This is a genomic window from Phenylobacterium glaciei (assembly GCF_016772415.1).
Taxonomy (GTDB): domain Bacteria; phylum Pseudomonadota; class Alphaproteobacteria; order Caulobacterales; family Caulobacteraceae; genus Phenylobacterium; species Phenylobacterium glaciei.
The window spans coordinates 3,600,811-3,616,674 of the sequence record NZ_JAGSGD010000001.1 but is presented as its reverse complement, the minus strand read 5'-3'; the positions used below and the strand labels follow the sequence as shown (position 1 = coordinate 3,616,674).

11 protein-coding genes are annotated in these 15,864 nt (G+C 67.8%); 8 read left to right on the top strand and 3 right to left on the bottom strand.

The genetic code is table 11. The annotated features are described in order from the left end of the window. Window positions 1-2: 2 nt before the first annotated feature. Window positions 3-1,034, bottom strand: coding sequence for a sulfotransferase family protein (locus tag JKL49_RS17840; RefSeq protein ID WP_215342292.1), 1,032 nt, complete (start codon window positions 1,032-1,034; stop codon window positions 3-5). A 129-nt stretch (window positions 1,035-1,163) separates the two neighbouring features. Between JKL49_RS17840 and JKL49_RS17835 the strand changes: the two genes are divergently transcribed. The 4 genes from JKL49_RS17835 (at window position 1,164) to JKL49_RS17820 (ending at window position 6,187) form a co-directional block, all read left to right on the top strand. Then, window positions 1,164-3,056, top strand: a complete 1,893-nt coding sequence (locus JKL49_RS17835; protein ID WP_215342290.1) for a glycosyltransferase family protein — start codon at window positions 1,164-1,166, stop codon at window positions 3,054-3,056. Continuing rightward, on the top strand, window positions 3,053-4,078 hold the full coding sequence (locus tag JKL49_RS17830; protein ID WP_215342288.1) for a hypothetical protein: 1,026 nt from the start codon (window positions 3,053-3,055) through the stop codon (window positions 4,076-4,078). The genes JKL49_RS17835 and JKL49_RS17830 overlap by 4 nt, the downstream gene beginning before the upstream one ends. Window positions 4,079-4,155: 77 nt before the next feature. Next, window positions 4,156-5,019, top strand: a complete 864-nt coding sequence (locus JKL49_RS17825; protein WP_215342287.1) for a hypothetical protein — start codon at window positions 4,156-4,158, stop codon at window positions 5,017-5,019. Between the two features lie 13 nt (window positions 5,020-5,032). Then, on the top strand, window positions 5,033-6,187 hold the full coding sequence (locus JKL49_RS17820) for a hypothetical protein (RefSeq protein ID WP_215342285.1): 1,155 nt from the start codon (window positions 5,033-5,035) through the stop codon (window positions 6,185-6,187). On the opposite strand, the gene JKL49_RS17815 is transcribed toward JKL49_RS17820, so the two are convergent. Then, on the bottom strand, window positions 6,184-7,011 hold the full coding sequence (locus JKL49_RS17815; protein WP_283816717.1) for a DUF6270 domain-containing protein: 828 nt from the start codon (window positions 7,009-7,011) through the stop codon (window positions 6,184-6,186). The genes JKL49_RS17820 and JKL49_RS17815 overlap by 4 nt on opposite strands. 173 nt (window positions 7,012-7,184) lie before the next feature. Between JKL49_RS17815 and JKL49_RS17810 the strand changes: the two genes are divergently transcribed. The 4 genes from JKL49_RS17810 (at window position 7,185) to JKL49_RS17795 (ending at window position 14,508) form a co-directional block, all read left to right on the top strand. Then, window positions 7,185-8,915: a type I secretion system permease/ATPase gene (locus tag JKL49_RS17810; RefSeq protein WP_215342281.1), complete on the top strand. Its 1,731-nt coding sequence runs from the start codon at window positions 7,185-7,187 to the stop codon at window positions 8,913-8,915. Then, window positions 8,912-10,279 (top strand): HlyD family type I secretion periplasmic adaptor subunit, encoded by a 1,368-nt coding sequence (locus JKL49_RS17805; protein WP_249778110.1) that lies wholly within the window; start codon window positions 8,912-8,914, stop codon window positions 10,277-10,279. Before JKL49_RS17810 ends, JKL49_RS17805 begins: the two co-directional genes overlap by 4 nt. A 223-nt stretch (window positions 10,280-10,502) precedes the next feature. Continuing rightward, complete coding sequence (locus JKL49_RS17800) at window positions 10,503-12,716, top strand: beta strand repeat-containing protein (protein WP_215342279.1); 2,214 nt, start codon at window positions 10,503-10,505, stop codon at window positions 12,714-12,716. 103 nt (window positions 12,717-12,819) lie between these two features. Next, window positions 12,820-14,508 (top strand): glycosyltransferase family 4 protein, encoded by a 1,689-nt coding sequence (locus tag JKL49_RS17795; RefSeq protein ID WP_215342277.1) that lies wholly within the window; start codon window positions 12,820-12,822, stop codon window positions 14,506-14,508. 253 nt (window positions 14,509-14,761) lie between these two features. On the opposite strand, the gene JKL49_RS17790 is transcribed toward JKL49_RS17795, so the two are convergent. Beyond that, a complete protein-coding gene (locus JKL49_RS17790; protein ID WP_215342275.1) occupies window positions 14,762-15,817 on the bottom strand; it encodes a M23 family metallopeptidase in 1,056 nt (351 codons plus the stop codon). Window positions 15,818-15,864: the final 47 nt, after the last annotated feature.

Here is a 15,864-nt window from a genome sequence, read left to right as displayed (position 1 = left end):
AATCAGCGCGCGGCCAGCATGGCGTCGATTTGGGCGTCGATCGCGGCGCGTTCACGCAGCAGCAGGGCTAGTTCGGTTTCCAGCTCCTGGGTGAAGAGGCGCTCGCGCAGGCGCTGCTGGCGCTCCTCGTCCAGCTCGGCGCTGGCGGCCGACAGGGCCGAGGTCACCGGCGAGACGAAGACCCCCATCTTCGCCTTGAGCTCGGCGATCTGCACCGCGGCGGCCTCCAGCGGCGCGAGCGGCGGGGCGGGGCCGACGGCGGCGGCCTCGAACCAGTCGTGGACGGTCTTGGCCAGGGGCCCGACGAGGGGCACGGCGGCGAGGTCACCCGCGCCGGCGTTGTGGCGCAGGTCGCCGGTCAGGAACTGATCGATCTGGCCCTCGGCGTGCGGGCTCATGCGGGGCAGGGGCGCGCCGTGGGCCGTCTCGATCCGGACGACCTCCGCCCGCCAGTCGGCCAGCAGACCGTCATAGGAGACGAAGGCGCGGGGCAGGTCGCGGGAATAGAGTTCGGCCGCCAGCATGTAGACGCACCACAGCAGTACCGACTTCTCCACCGGGAAGCCGTCGCGTCGCGCCAGGGAGCCGGCCACGGCCAGCGGCGAGCGGACCGGAATCACCGCGCGGGCCGGCATGTCCACGGTCTTCAAGACCTCGCGCCACATGGGGCCTAGCACTGAGACCCGGGGGTCTTTCAGCAGGGGGAAGCGGGCCTCGCCGAACTCCTCGCGATAGAGGGTCAGCGCCTGAGCGGTCCAGTCGGCCTCATCGGCCTTTGGCAGCGGGGCGTAGGGCAGGGCGAAGACGTCGTCCCAGGCGCTGCCGGCGGCGCGCAGGCGCGCGTCGTTGAACAGAGCGACCTTCCAGGGCTCGAAATAGCCCCTTGCATTGTGCTCGTCGCCCGGCATGACGTTCTGCGGCAGTTCCGCACCGGCCAGCGCCAGGAGCTGGGTCACGGCGGAGGTGCCGGACCGGTGCATCCCCAACACGAGGTAGGCCGCGGGCTTGGCCGATCGGGTTGTCGTTCTCGCCATCTGGCCCCATCTGGCGCTTTGGACGCGCGCGTGACCCTCGCTCTATGGCCGCGAGCGCGCGCGGGCAAGGGGCGGTTGATCGAGGCGGCGTTCTGCGGCACAGCTCCAGCCTCGTGGAGAGTTCGTCTCATGGCCGTCGGCCTCGATCGTAGCCCCCTGGTCCTGGGTCTGGCCCTGGACGCCGACTTCTATCGCGCGATCTATCCCGACATCAGTGAGACCGACTGCGACCTAGTGGCCCACTATGCCGACGCCGGCTGGGGCGAAGGCCGTGATCCCGCCCCGTGGTTTTCCACCACCGGCTACCTGGAGCGTTATCCCGACGTCGCCGAGGGCGGCGGCAACCCCTTCTACCATTACCTGACCACCGGCCGCCGGGAGGGGCGCGAAGCGACAGCTTCGGCCCAGGCCCTGGACTACCTGGTGGCCGAGAAGCTGCGCCGCGACGGAAAGGCCGATATGCCGATCACCGCCGCCGACCGGGCGCTGGCCGCCACCGAGTTCGACGCCGCCTTCTACCTGTTCAACAATTCCGACGTGGCCGCTTCCGGCCAGGACCCGCTGGACCACTTCCTGCTGCGGGGTTGGAAGGAGGGGCGCGATCCGTCGCGGGACTTCCACCTGCACGACTATCTGGAGCTCAATCCGGACGTGGCCGCAGCCGGCGTTCAGCCCTTCGTCCACTTCCTGGCCCAGGGTCGCAGCGAGGGCCGCATCGCCAAGCGTCGGCTGGGCTTCCGCCACGACGCGTTGGCGCGTCTGCGGCCGCTGCAGGAACGGCTGGCCGACTGCGAGGTCTGGGCTCGCGCCGTGCCGCTCGACGAGGCCTCCGACTTTGTGCTGGCTGATTCGGTGTCGGGCCGCCGCCACCTGCACGTCACCTTCAGCCACGACAACTACGCCGCCGTGGTGGGCGGGGTGCAGGCCAGCGTCCAGCGCGAGGCTGTCCGGTTCGGGGAGTTGGGCCGCGATCACCTGCACGTCTATCCCGCGTCCCCCTGGCCCATCGTCGCCACCGGCCTCGACGGCCCGCCGCTGGGGGTGTTGTGGAACGGGGTCAAGCTGGGCGCCTTCCGCCCCGAGACGCTGATCGAGGGCCTGCGGAGCGCCTTGGCCGACTGGACCGAGGGCAAGCGCAGCTTCGCCATCCACTCCATGCTGGGCCATTCCAGCCGCGAGGTGATCGACATCGTGCGGATCGCCGGGGCCAATGCCGGCCACTACTGGACCCACGACTTCACCAGCCTCTGCGCCGGCGTCCACCTGTTGCGCAATGACATCGTCAACTGCGGCGCCCCGCCCCCAGGCAGTCCGGCCTGCGGCATCTGCGTCTACGGCCCCTACCGCCAGCTGCACATCGACGAGCACACCCGGCTGTTCCGCCATCTGGACCTGACCGTCGTCTCCCCCTCCCAGGTGGTGATGGACACCTGGCGCGGCGCCGACTGGATGGATCCGGTAGACGCAAAGGTCGCGCCCCTGGCCCGCCTTACGCCCGCCCGCGCCAAGGCCGCCCCGCCCCGCGAGGGGCCGTTCCGCTTCGCCTTCCCGGGCACGCCGTCCCTGCACAAGGGCTGGCCGATCTTCGTCGAGTTGGCGCTGCGGTTTGAGAACGACCCGCGCTTCAGCTTCCTGCACCTGGGCAAGACCCACATCCCCGGCCTGCCGGTGATCCACCACCCAGTCTCGGCCACCGCGGCCAAGCCCATGGCCATGCGCGATGCCCTCAAGCGCCTGGAAATCGACGCCGCGATGATCTGGTCGCTCTGCCTGGAGACCTTCTCGCTCACCGCCTATGAGGCCGCCGCGGCCGGTGCGGCCGTCATCACCGGGCCTGATTCGGGCAATATCGCCGCCTTCACGCGGGAGGGGGGCCACGGGCTGGTCCTGCCCGACGAGCGGTCGCTGATCGCAATGTTTGAGAGCGGCGAGATTTTGACCCTGGCGCGCAGCCTTCGGCAGCCGCCTCTCTATAATATGGAGTTCAGCAACCTGACCGCCGACCTGGAGACTGTTTCGTGAAGGTCGTCTGCTATTCCAGCTTCACCTTCTCGTACCTGAACCGCGCCCGGGTGCTGTTCCAGACGCTGAAGGTCCACCAGCCGGACTGGGAGCGAGTGGCATTGATTACGGATTCGCCGCCGCCGGGCTTCCGCTTCGATCCGGCCGCCGAGCCGTTCGACCGGGTGGTCTACGCCCAGGACCTCGGCATCCCAGACTTCCAGGCCTGGCTGTTCAAACACGACGTGGTGGAGGTCTGCACCGCGGTGAAGGGTCCCTTCCTGCACCAGGCGCTGGCCGCCGGCGCCGACGCGGTGGTCTATCTTGACCCCGACACCGCCCTGTTCACCAGCCTGACGCCGCTGGAAGAGATGCTTGGCGTCGACGACATCCTGCTCACGCCGCACCTGCTGGACGCCAACGACACCCTGGAAGCGATCCTCGACAACGACCTCTCGGCCTCCAAGACTGGCATCTTCAACCTGGGCTTCGTGGCGGTGAGAGCCGGCGGGGAGGGGACGCGGTTCGGCCGGTGGTGGAACGATCGGCTGCTCAGCTTCTGCTACGACGACATCCCCAACGGCCTGTTCGTCGACCAGCGCTGGTGCGACCATGTCCCGGCGCTGTTCGACAAGGTCAGGATCGTCCGCGACCCCGGCTACAACGTCGCCAGCTGGAACCTCTCCAAGCGCCAGGTGGCGGTGGGCAAGGACGGGGCGATCACCGTCAACGGCCACCCCTTGCGCTTCTGGCACTTCACCAAGCTCGGCCCCACCGGTGACGCCATGACCAAGCGCTATGCCGGCGACAACCACGCGGTCTATGAGATCTGGCGCTGGTACAAGGAGGAGGTGGCCAAGACCACCGATCCCATCATCCCCGAACGCTACTGGGCCTACGAGGCCTTCAGCGACGGGACGAAGATCGCCAAGCCCCACCGGGTGCTCTACCGCGGCCGGCCCGATCTGCAGGCGGCCTTCCCCGACCCCTTCGACGCGGCGGGCTACCTTGGCTGGCTGACCCATGAAGGCCTTGCCGGGTAGATCACCGTCCGCCCCGCCAGCTTGCGTGGCCCATCCCGCTTGCCTACCGTGCCGCTCCTTTCCCGCCAGGCTCCTCTATGCGCATCCTCGTCACCATCGCCCATTACTTCTCGGCCGAGGCCAATTCCCGCCACTCCTCCACCAACGAGCGGCGGCGCGACGATCGCCAGCGCGCCATCGAGGAGGTGATCTGCGCCTATCGCGGCCAGTTCGGGACCTCCACAACCATGGATGTGGGGACCAAGAGCTTCCAGCCGGGGGTGGGGTCTGACGACGACATCGACATCATCGCGGTGACCACCAGCGAGAAGCACCTGCTGACCCCGGAGTTCTGCCGCCAGTACGGGGTGAAGGTCGCCAAGCTGGAGCTGGAGAACCCGCGCATGCTGGGCTTTTCCGCCCAGCAGATCATCGCCGAACGGGCCAACCGCTACGACCTGTTTGTGTTCAGCGAGGACGACCTGCGGATCAACGATCCCAGCTTCTTTTCCAAGCTCTTCTGGTTCAACCAGACCTATGGCCAGAAGCGGGTGCTGTTTCCCAATCGCATCGAGTGGAACCGCCGGGCGCCGACGCTCAAGACCTATATCGACGGCGACCTGAATGCGAAAATCGCCGACAACATGAACGCCTTCGTCAGTGACGACGACACCCTCTATGGCGCGCCGCTGGGCCGTCAGACTGTGTTCCGCCGGGCGCGCAATCCGCACTCCGGCTACTTCGCACTGACCCGGGACCAGCTGAACTACTGGATGCGCCAGCCCCATTGGATGGACCGTGACGTGGGGTTTATCTCGCCGCTGGAAAGCTCCGCGACGCTGGGGGTCGCCAAGACCTTCTCGATCTACAAGGCCTATGGCCGCTCTTCGAGTTTCCTGGAGATCGAGCACATGGACAACGGGTTCTCGAACCTGAAGATGCCCGTCGTTCCCCCGCTCTAGCGTGACCGCTCCCGTGACATCGAAGGACTGCCCCGATCTCGCCGCCAAGGTCGAGACCCTGGCCCTACGCCACGCCGCCCTGCGCGAGGAGGTGCAGCGGGCCCAGACCGCCGAGGCCCTGACGCGCGGGCGTTTGAGCCAGGCGCTGGCCGAGGCCCTGATCGCCGTGGCGCGGGCTGAGGCCGAGGGGCGCGCCGCCGCCGCCAATGCCTATCGCGCGGCGGCTGAAGCCAAGATGCGCGCCCGCCGCCGCAACCGCGTCAAACGCCGCCTCGACGCGGCCCTGGTGCGTCTGGGCTCGCTGGGCGGCGCCCTGGTCATCGCCCGCTCGGGTCTCTGGGCCCGGGTCGGGGGCGGCCTTTCGGCCATGGCGGCCTACGCGCGGCGCGAGGCCGATCCCGCCGCCCAGCCCGCCGCCCTGCTGGACCAGGCTTGGTATCTGGCGACCTATCCGGATGTCGCCAGCGGCCGTCTGGCCCCCCTGGTCCACTACATCGCCCGCGGCTGGGCGGAGGGCCGCTCGCCCCACCCGCTTTTCGATCGCGCCTTCTACGCCGCCCGCAACGCAGAAGACCTCGCGGCCACGGGGCTCTCACCCCTGGAACACTTCGTGCACCGCGGCGCGGCGATGGGGCGCGATCCGCATCCGCTGTTCAGCATCGACCACTATGTCGCCCAGGCCCCGGAACTGGCCCAAAGCGGCGAAAATCCCCTGGCCCACTATCTGCGCGAAGGCTGGCGGCGCGATCTCAGCCCCCATCCCCTGTTCCAGGCGGCGCGCTATCGGGCCCGGTTAGCGGGCGCGGAGGCGCAGGTCCCGGCCCTGGTCCACTATGTGACGGTTGGGTCGGCGCTCGGGCTGAAGCCCCACCGGCTGTTCGATCCGGCCTGGTATCACGACCAATATCCCGACGTCGCGGCTGGCGGCCTCGAGCCGCTGAGCCACTACGTCCTGGCGGGCGGCCGCGAGGGCCGCAATCCGGGGCCGTGGTTCGACGCCGCCCGTTACATGGCGCTTCGCGGCGACCAGCTGCGCGCCGACGTCGATCCCCTGACCGACTACCTGCAGGGCGGCGCCTGGACCGTGGCCGCGCCCCTTGTCGGGGAGGCCGCCGATCTCCGGCTGACGCCCTTGGAGCATTGGGCTTCGCTCTCCGACGACGCCTAGATCCCAAGCGCCCGCAGCTGACGCCAGATGTCGCGGTAATAGTCGGCGACATAGTGGAAGGGGCTGAGGCCCCAGCGGTGGCCGACGTCGCCCATCACCAGCTCCGGGGCCGCGCTGACCCGGGCGGCGCCCGTCATCTGCGCGAATCGCTGCTGATAGCCGGCCAGCAGGGCGTTGTGGTCGTCCAGACGCCCGACATTGCCGTCGAAGATCATCACGTCGGGGTCGAAGTCGCGCAGCTGGCCCGCACGGTCCAGGTATCGTTGCGCCCACTGAGACGCATGCAGAATGATCTGGGTGTCCCTCAGCGGCGTCAGCTGCAGGAAGGTCGCCATTTCCAGGGCGGCTTCGCGCCAGAGCTGGTCGCACTGGGTGGATGCGCGCGGCACGATCCGTGCGGAGGAAAAGGCCGGTTGAGCGAGGTAGCCGCTGGCCTCAAGCTCCCAGCTATGGGTGACCAGGGTGTCGCCCGCCGCCAGGAGATCAAAGCGTTCGTCGATGAAGTCGAAGATCAGATGGGTAGGACGGTGATCGATCAGGGCGGCCAGGGACGACTTCTTCAGATCGGCGCGCACGGCGTTGTTCTGATGCCGCGCCAGGCCGGGCGGCGGGTCGCTGGCGACCACGGCGTCCGTCAGGGGGCGGGCGAACAGGCTGGGCAGGCTGGTGCGCGAAACGTACAGCAGGTCGGCGGGCGCTTCGCCCAGGATCGGCCACAAATCCCGCGTTATGCAGCTGCCGATTATCGCCACCCTAGCCACGCGGGCACGTCTCCTATCAAACCGCTGTCCGCCATTCCTTACCACAGCTCGCCGCCACGCCATCCCGGGCCGAGCGAGCATCCCGCTGCGCGCGCTCGCCGCGGGGGTGTGGCATTGACATCACGAAGGGCGCCGATCATCTGTCGCGCGCTCTTGCCGCCTTCTGTCGTAACAGTTGGCGTATACGACTTCATTCGGCGCGGTTCACCCGCAAGTAACGAGACGGCCTGGCGCCCATGAAGATTTTCAAGCTGCTGTCGGCGGATCAGCCGGACAATCCGCTGACGCGGGCGATCCGTGAGGGCTATCCCTCCCTGGCTGTGGCCGCGGCGTTCAGCCTGGTCTCGAACCTGCTCTACATGGCGCTGCCGCTCTACACCTTCCAGATCTATGGGCGGGTGATGAGCAGCGGCAGCATTCCCACCCTGCTGGTGATCACCTTCGGCGTGCTGGCCACCTTCGCGGTCTCCGGTGTCATCGACCACTACAGGACCAAGGTGCTGGTAAACTATGGCGTGGTCATGGACCAGCGGGTCTCGGGCCACGTGTTCTCGGCCCTGTTCGACGGCGTGGTGCGCGGCAATCCGGCCCTGCGCTCCCAGGCTCTGCGCGACCTCGACACGTTCCGCCAGATGCTGACAGGCCCCACTTTCGGCGTGGTCTTCGACCTGCCCTGGATGCCGGTTTTCCTGGTCGTCCTGTGGTTCATTGACCCCCTGGTAGGCATAGTGACCCTGCTGGGCGCCGTGGTTCTGGTGGCCATCACCCTGATCCAGGACCGGGCCACCCGGCCTATGCTGGGCGAAGCCAACGATGCGGCCCTGCGCAGTTACGCCTTCACCGACGCGGCCCTGCGCAACGGCGAGGTTGTGCGGGCCATGGGCATGGTGGAAACGCTCGGCGGCCGTTGGGTCGGCTTCCGGCAGACGACCATGAACCGCAGCGCCGACGCCAGCAACACGGCTAGCGCCCTATCGAATCTCAGCAAGTGGTGGCGACAGGTCATCCAGGTGCTGATCATCGCTATCGGCGCCTATCTCGTGGTGAAGGGCAAGATTCACTCGGGCCTGCTGTTCGCCAACATGATCCTGGCGGCCCGCGCCCTCCAGCCCATCGACCGGCTGGTAGGTTCCTGGGACGGCATGCTGCAGGGCACCCGAGCCTTCGACCGGCTGATGCAGATCTTCGGTGACTACAAGCCGGCCAAGCCGGTCACCGGTCTGCCCCGCGCCACGGGCCGGCTGTCGGTGGAGGGTGTCAACTTCGCCCCGGCCGGCGCGGAGAAGTTCGTCCTGCAGGGCATCAACTTCAAGATCGAGCCGGGCGAGATGCTAGGCATCATCGGTCCGTCGGGGGCCGGCAAGTCGACGCTCTCGCGGCTGATGATGGGCATCTGGAAACCCAACAACGGAAATATCCGCCTCGACGGCGCCGACGTTTTCACCTGGGACCGCCAGGACTTCGGCCGCAACGTCGGCTACCTGCCGCAGGACACCGAGCTGTTCGCCGGCACCATCCGCGACAACATCGCCCGCTTCCAGCCCGATGTCACCGACGCCGAGGTGGTGGCGGCGGCCCAGATCGCCGGCGTCCACGAGCTCATCCTCCGCCTGCCCAGAGGCTACGACACCGACCTTGGCGAGAGCGTCCACGTGCTGTCGGCCGGTCAGCGCCAGCGTATCGGCCTGGCCCGCGCTGTTCTGAAGCAGCCGCCGTTCATCGTGCTCGACGAACCCAACGCCAGCCTGGACGCCGAGGGCGAGGACGCCCTGATGAAGGCGCTCGACACCCTCAAGGCCGCCGGCGTCACCATCGCGGTGGTGTCCCACAAGCCCAACCTGTTCCGGGCGGCCGACAAGATCCTGGTGCTGCGTGACGGACGCATGGAGCTGTTTGGTCCGCGCGATCAGGTTCTGGCCCGCTTTACTCAGCCGGCCGCCGTGCAAGCCATAGGGGCGGCCCGATGACCCGCGACGTAACCCCGATCAAGGCCTATGTGACCCCGACCTTCAGCGGTCAGGAGCAGGCTCTCGATCCCGAGCTGAAACGCAAGCTGCGCCGGCCGATGATCGTCGGCGGCGCAATCGTCGGCGTCTTCGTCGTCGCCATGATTCTTTGGGCGGCGGTCTCGCCTGTTCGCAGCGCGATCATGGCGCCGGGCCTGGTGCGGGTGGAAGCTAATCGCAAGGTCATCCGACACCGCGAGGGCGGCTCCGTGCGGGCCATCCCGGTGCGCGAAGGCCAGCATGTGGCGGCCGGTCAGCCGCTGCTCATTCTCGACGACGTGCAGCCCAAGGCGGCCGTCGATGTGTTCCAGAATCAGTCCGACGCCCTGATGGCCCAGAGCGCGCGCTTCGAGGCTGAGGCCCGCGGCGCCCGCGTGCTGAGCATCCCGGCGAGCCTGACCACGCGAATCTCCGATCCTCGGGTCGCGGGCCTGATCCAGGATCAGCAATTGCTGTTCTCGACGCGCCTACAGTTCTTCGACAGCCAAGCCGACGTGCTGAACCAGCGCCAGAGCCAGATCGAATCACAGATCTCCGGCGTACAGGCTCAGCTCGACGCGCTTGAGGAGAGCGTCCGCCTGACCAAGGAAGAACTGTCGGGCTACCAGACCCTCTATGAGAAGGGCTACGCCCCCAAGACCCTGATCCTTCGCTACGACAGGAGCTTGGCCGACCTGGCCGGACGCCGGGGCGCTTTAAACTCCGAGATCACTCGCCTGCGCCAGCAGAAGGGCGAGACCCGTCTGCAACTCAATTCGCTCCGGGATCAGAGGGTCAGTCAGGCCGCCGATGGCCTTCGCCAGATGCAGGCGGGCCTGTCGGATGTCTCGCCGCGGCTCACCGCCGCGCGCCAGACCCTGAACAATGCGATCCTGCGGTCTCCGGTCGATGGTTATGTGCTGGATCTGTCACAGTCGACCATCGGCGGTGTCGTCGGGCCCGGCGAAGTGCTGATGAATATCGTCCCGGCCAATGCGCCCCTGATCATCTCGGCCAAGATCAAGCCGGCCGACATCGACGACGTGAAAGTCGGCATGAAAGCCGAGGTCCGCCTGACCGCCTTCAACTACCGCAAGGTCTCGCCCGTGCAGGGCGAGGTGATCGCCGTCTCAGCCGATTCGCTGAGCGATCAAAAGACCGGGGAAGGCTACTTCCGCGCAGATATCCGCATCGCTCCCAAAGACCTTGCGAGCCTTCCCAAGGGGGCCAAGCTCAGTCCCGGCATGCCGGCGGCGGTCTCCATCGTGACCGGGACGCGGACCATTCTCTCCTACGTCGTCAGCCCGCTGACCGACACGATCAGAGACTCTCTGAAAGAAGATTGATCAGGGGGCGAACCGCCCTCCCAAGCGCTGCAGAAGGGGCTGGTTTCCCGCCGTTTTTACTGTTGCGCATTTTCAACGGTTCCGATACGTCTTCCTCGGGCTCGTTTAACCTTCGCCACGACCATGTTATGGCGAACGGTAAGGACTTCCTGGGACCGCGCCATTCGGCAATGGTGGCCAGGCGTTTTCAGGCGGTCCGTGTGACACATGACTGGAGAGACTCATGGCTAACTATTTCTTCGATACGATCACGGCGGCGCAGCAGGCGGCATTCACCGACGCTGACACCCTCGTGTTCGCCAACGGCGCAACGGCGACTGCCGTTTCCGTCGCCTACGTTCCGGCGGTGGGCGCGAGCCCGGCCCGGATCGACGTGACCTACGCCGGCCGCACGATCTCGCTGAATCCGGACGGCACCCACGTCAACGGTGACAACTTCCTCAGCATCTTCGGCGACAACTCCAAGCTGCTCATCGGCGGCGGCAGCGCCTCGGCCACCTCGGTGGCCGGCGGTACGGCCGGCGACGCGATGTTCGGCGCCGGTGGCGCTGACACGCTCGACGCTGCCGGGGGCGCCAACTACGTCCAGGGCAACCAGGGTTCCGACCTGATCTCGGCCGGCACGGGCGCCGACACCCTGCTGGGCGGCCAAGGCGACGACAGCATTGTCGCCAGCGACGGCGCCAACTACGCGCACGGCAACCTGGGCAACGACAGCATCACGTCGGGCACGGGCGCTGACACCCTCCTCGGCGGCCAAGGCGACGACACCTTCGCCGCGGGCTCGGGCGCCAACCTTCTGTTCGGTGACCTCGGCAACGACTCCATCGGGGCCGGCACCGGCGCTGACACGGTTGTCGGCGGCGACGGCAACGACACCATCGACGCCGGCGCGGGCGCCAACTCGATCGACGGCGGCGTGGGCAACGACAGCCTGACCGGCGGCACGGGCAACGACACCATCTCCGGCTTCGATGGCAACGACACCATCTCCACCGGCGACGGCACCACCAACACCGTGAACGGCAACCTCGGCGATGACTCCATCCTCGGCGGCGTCAACGGCGACACCCTGCTGGGCGGTCAAGGCGGCGACACCATCTCCACCGGCGCGGGCACCAACTACGCCCACGGCAACCTCGGCGATGACTCGATCCTCGGCGGCGCCGACAGCGACACCATCCTCGGTGGCCAAGGCGTCGACACCATCGACGGCGCCGGCGGCAACGACCTGATCTTCGGCGACCTCGGCAACGACTCCATCGTTTCCGGCGCTGGCGACGACAACGCTCAAGGCGGCGCTGGCGACGACACGATCAGCAACGTGGGTGGCGGTAACGACCTCACCGATCTGGGCGCCGGCAACGACTCCTTCCTCGGCGGCGCCAACAACGACACGGTCACGTCCGGCGACGGCGATGACGCGGTCAACGCTGGCAACGGCACCAACTCGGTCACCGGTGGTCTGGGTAACGACAACCTGGTCGGCGGGACGGAAAGCGACACCATCGACGGTGGTGACGGCAACGACCTGATCGGCCTGGGCGCCGGCACCAACGTCGGCGTGGGCGGTCTCGGCAACGACTCCGTGCTCGGCGGCGCTGACTACGACACCCTCTCCGGCAACGACGGTAACGACACCCTCTCCACGGGCGCCGGCACCAACTACGCCGACGGCGGTCTCGGTGACGACACCCTCCTGGGCGGCGCCAACACCGACACCCTGCTGGGTTCGGACGGTAACGACACCCTCGACGGTGGCGCGGGTTCCAACATCCTTGATGGTGGTATCGGCAATGACTCGATCGTCGGTGGCGCGAACGGTGACACCATCGCCGGTGGCGACGGTAACGACCTTATCGTCGGTGGTGACGGTGCGGGTAACATCGCGGGTGGTCTCGGCAACGACTCCATCACGACGTCCGGCACGGGCGCCAACACGCTCTCGGGTGACGATGGCAACGACACCATCGCCAGCGCCAGCAGCGGTGGCGGCATCCTGAATGGCGGCCTCGGCGCCGACTCCCTCACGGGCGGCACCGGCAACGAAACCGTCACCGGTGGCGCGGGCGCTGACACCCTCGTCGGCGGCGGCGGTACGGATCGCTTCGTCTTCGCGGCGGGTGACTCGACTTCGGCGACGCCGGATCTGATCACCGACTTCAACACCTCGGGCGCTGACAGCTTCGCTCTCGGTGTTACGGGTACGGCCGGGAACTTCCTGGTCGGGTCCTCGGCGGCCAGCTACGCGCAAGCCCTGGCCGATGCGACCTCGCTGATCGGCGGCGGTTCGCGCGACATCGTGGTGATCCAAGTGACCTCCGGCGCTGACACGGGCACCTACGTGTTCGCTGACAGCTCGGCGAACAACACTGTGACCAACGCGATCAAGCTCACGGGCCTGGTCACGCTGGCCAACACGGACTTCGTCGCCTAAGACGAAGCCGACCAAAAACTGAGTTGGGGGCCGTCCTTCGGGGCGGCCCCTTTCTTTTTGCGCTGTTTGTATCGCGCCCGGTTATCCGCTACGGCCTAGGTCGATGAGTAACGCGGCGATCTTCTTCCACCCCGACGGCTACGACACCACCGGGGTACGGCTGATGGGCCGCCACTCCGCCGGCGAGAGTTTTCTGCGCGGCTTTCTGCGCCACGCCGACGTCGAACGGCTCCACCTGTTCAACGCCAGCACCCGAAGCCCGGCCAGCCTGCAGCCTCTGCTGGACCGCATCCAGCCGAGCGACCGCCCCGTCACCTGGCTCGACCGCACCTCCCGCCATCGCGTCGCCGATCCGGGTTGCCTCTACCTTCCGCAACCGACCCTCGCGCCGGAAGCCTGGCTACGCCGGCCCTTCGGCCGAGCCCGCTATAGCCTGTGCGGTATCACCCACACCACCGCGACACACCGCGCCACCGACGTGCTGGCCGACATGATGACCGCCCCGGTGGAAGCCTGGGATGCCCTGATCTGCACCTCCGACGCGGTGCGGTCAGGTGTGCAGGTGCTGCTGGAAAAGACCCGCGAAGATCTACACGCCCGGCTCGGGGCGACTCGCTTCCCGACCCCCGAGATCACCACCATCCCTCTGGGGGTCAACGCGTCGGACTTCGCGCCGTCGCCGGAACAGAGGTCGGCCTGGCGCGCGCGGTTGGACATTCCGCAGGACGCCCTCGTCGCCCTCTATCTCGGCCGCTTCCATGCGGCGGGGAAGATGAACCCCGCCACCATGGCGCTCGCCCTGGAGGCCGCGGCCCAGTCGACCGGCAAGCCCATCTACTGGATCGTCGCCGGCTGGTCGGCCACCGATGAAACGACAGCCATCTTCCACCGTCAGACCCAGGCCTTTTGCCCCAGCATCCACTATCGCCCGGTGGACGGGCGCGCGCCGGACACGCGGTTCTCCATCTGGTCGGCGGCGGACTTCTTCATTTCGTTTTCCGAGAATGTGCAGGAGACCTTTGGCCTGACCCCGGTGGAGGCCATGGCGGCCGGCCTGCCTTCCGTCGTCACCGACTGGGATGGCTATCGCGATACGGTCCGGCACGGTCTGGATGGCTTCCGGATTCCCACCACCGCGCCGCGCCCTGGGCTGGGCCGCGACCTGGCCTATCATTTCGCCAACGACTGGATCACCTACGAGGCTTATCTGGTGGCGGGCGCCCAGATGACCGGCGTGGATCATGCCGCGGCGGTCGCGGCCATCAGCGCCCTGGTGGCAAATCCCGACCTTCGCCGATCGATGGGCGAGTCCGCCGCGCGGCAGGCGCGCGACCACTTCGACTGGTCGGCGATCATCCCGCGCTATCAGGCGCTCTGGGCGGAACTCGCGGCGCGCCGCTTGGCCGCGCAGCCGGAAGCGCCGGAGATGGCCAGGATTGTCGACAATCCGCGCCGCCTCGACCCCTTCGAGATGTTCGCCACCTATCCCACCAGCCTGCTGACCTCGGAGACCAGGTTGCGGGCGGTGTCTGGCATGAGCTGGGACCTGGCCAAGTCGCGGTTGACCCTGGAACTGGGCGCGATCGGCGGCTGGGCGCTGCCGAGCCTGGCCGAGGCGCAGGCTATCCTCACCTACCTTCAGGCTCATGCGGACTCTGCGGTGGCCGACATCGTCGCCACCTTCGCCGTCCCGCGCCGAGGGTTCGTCGAACGGGGCCTGCTTTGGCTGGTGAAGTTCGGCGTGATCGAGCTGGTGTCGCCGCCCTCGGTGGCCAATTCCACCGACTCCTGACGCGCGCAAGGCCCATCGAGGCCTGAGCCGGTCTTCGATCATCAATGTCTGAAAAGGCGAGAGGCCGGGCGGCTCACCCTGGGGCTGACCGCCCGGCCAAAGCGACACAGCCTTGGAGAGCTCGGCTGACAAAAAACTGTAATCCAATTCAACGGCAGACGAAAGAAAATCCCGCTGCAGGCGAAATCAACAGTTTGAGAGGACGAACACCCATTGTCGCCGTCCGCGCCATGCCAGTCTCAAAAACGGGCGGCTAGACGCCGAGTTCATACTCCCGATGCAGCACCGTGGCGCCGGCGCGCAGGACAGTATAGCGCGCGGTATAGACGCCCTTTGACCAGCCCGCGGCGGGACGTTTCTTGCCCGCATAGACCAGGTACTGGGCCTTGTCGCGGTCCAGCGGCGGCAGGCGGGACTGGGCCAGGACCTCGCCGTCCGGCCCTTTGACGACGATCTCCTGCACGTCCCCGCCCTTCAGGCCGATCGCGCGCACATAGGCGATCATCATGGGGCTGTCGGCCGACGGGGCCGCAATGCCGCCAGCCTCCACAGCATCGGCCGCCACCGGCCCGGCGGCGAAGCCGCCGTTCAGGACCGCCCCGGTCTGGTAGCGCAAGACCTCGCCTGTGGCGCGATCCCACAGGCTGGAGGCGGGACCCGTGGTGGCGTTGCAAGCCGCGCCCGGCGTGGGCGCGAAGGGGTCGATGGTGACGCCGTTGTGGCGCACGGTGAGGTGCAGATGCGGGTACTCCGTGTTCCCCGACAGGCCGACCTTGGCCAGGGGCTGGCCGGTAGTGACCTGGTCGCCGGCCCTCACGACGAGGCTGCCGCGGGCCAGGTGGCAGTACTGAGTCTCCCAGCCGCTCCCATGGTCCACCACCACCCCGTTGCCGCACTCCTTGTTGGCGACGTCGACGCCGGCCGTCCTCACGGAGATGTCCTCCACCCCGTCCCGCAGCCGGCTCACCGTGCCCGGGGCGGCGGCCAGGACCGCGACGCCGGCGCGCTGGGCGGCCATGTCGGGGATGCGGAAATCGATGCCGCCATGGGCCTGATAGGTGCGCTCACCGCAGCGGTAGTCCTGCACGGCGGGGCCGGGATCGCGGTCGACATAGTTCTGAATCTCGCAGGTGGCGCCGATCGCGCAGGCGATGGGCAGGGCCAGGTGCGGCGCGTCGGCGGGCGGCGGGATCGTGGGCGCGATGACAGGCGCAGGCTTGGGGTTCGGCGCCGTCGCCGCCGGCGTTCCGCGGCCGCAGCCGGCCAGCAGAGCGACGGCGGAGAGGGTGGCGCAGCGGGCGAAGGTCATCGGCGAAACTCCCAGGTCCCATGATCCTCGGTGTGGCATGGGACTGA

Excerpts from the sequence above, each read along its gene's own strand:
- JKL49_RS17840 (WP_215342292.1), bottom strand. The coding sequence starts at position 1,034 with ATGGCGAGAACGACAACCCGATCGGCCAAGCCCGCGGCCTACCTCGTG.
- JKL49_RS17835 (WP_215342290.1), top strand. The coding sequence starts at position 1,164 with ATGGCCGTCGGCCTCGATCGTAGCCCCCTGGTCCTGGGTCTGGCCCTG.
- JKL49_RS17825 (WP_215342287.1), top strand. The coding sequence starts at position 4,156 with ATGCGCATCCTCGTCACCATCGCCCATTACTTCTCGGCCGAGGCCAAT.
- JKL49_RS17815 (WP_283816717.1), bottom strand. The coding sequence starts at position 7,011 with ATGGCGTGGCGGCGAGCTGTGGTAAGGAATGGCGGACAGCGGTTTGAT.
- JKL49_RS17810 (WP_215342281.1), top strand. The coding sequence starts at position 7,185 with ATGAAGATTTTCAAGCTGCTGTCGGCGGATCAGCCGGACAATCCGCTG.
- JKL49_RS17805 (WP_249778110.1), top strand. The coding sequence starts at position 8,912 with ATGACCCGCGACGTAACCCCGATCAAGGCCTATGTGACCCCGACCTTC.
- JKL49_RS17800 (WP_215342279.1), top strand. The coding sequence starts at position 10,503 with ATGGCTAACTATTTCTTCGATACGATCACGGCGGCGCAGCAGGCGGCA.
- JKL49_RS17795 (WP_215342277.1), top strand. The coding sequence starts at position 12,820 with ATGAGTAACGCGGCGATCTTCTTCCACCCCGACGGCTACGACACCACC.
- JKL49_RS17790 (WP_215342275.1), bottom strand. The coding sequence starts at position 15,817 with ATGACCTTCGCCCGCTGCGCCACCCTCTCCGCCGTCGCTCTGCTGGCC.